The sequence below is a fragment of the Thalassotalea agariperforans genome, from assembly GCF_053470345.1.
Genome location: NZ_JBQMWH010000054.1, coordinates 1 through 255, shown reverse-complemented (window position 1 = coordinate 255; position 255 = coordinate 1). Strand labels below are relative to the sequence as shown.

At 47.1% G+C, this 255-nt stretch carries 1 rRNA gene; it reads left to right on the top strand.

Annotation, left to right across the window (positions count from 1 at the left end):
* A 23S ribosomal RNA gene (locus tag ACSLUO_RS17785) occupies positions 1-255 on the top strand; the annotation flags it as partial.

The window sequence follows — 255 nt, the reverse complement described above, 5'->3', positions numbered from 1 at the left end:
CTTAGTGAATTCATAGCTAAGTGAGGCAAACCGGGAGAACTGAAACATCTAAGTACCCCGAGGAAAAGAAATCAACCGAGATTTCGTTAGTAGCGGCGAGCGAACGCGAATCAGCCCTTAAGCTTTTAGGGCGCTAGTGGAATGTTCTGGAAAGGACAACGATACAGGGTGATAGTCCCGTACACGACAGCAACCTTAAAGTGAAATCGAGTAGGTCGAGACACGTGAAATCTTGACTGAATATGGGGGGACCAT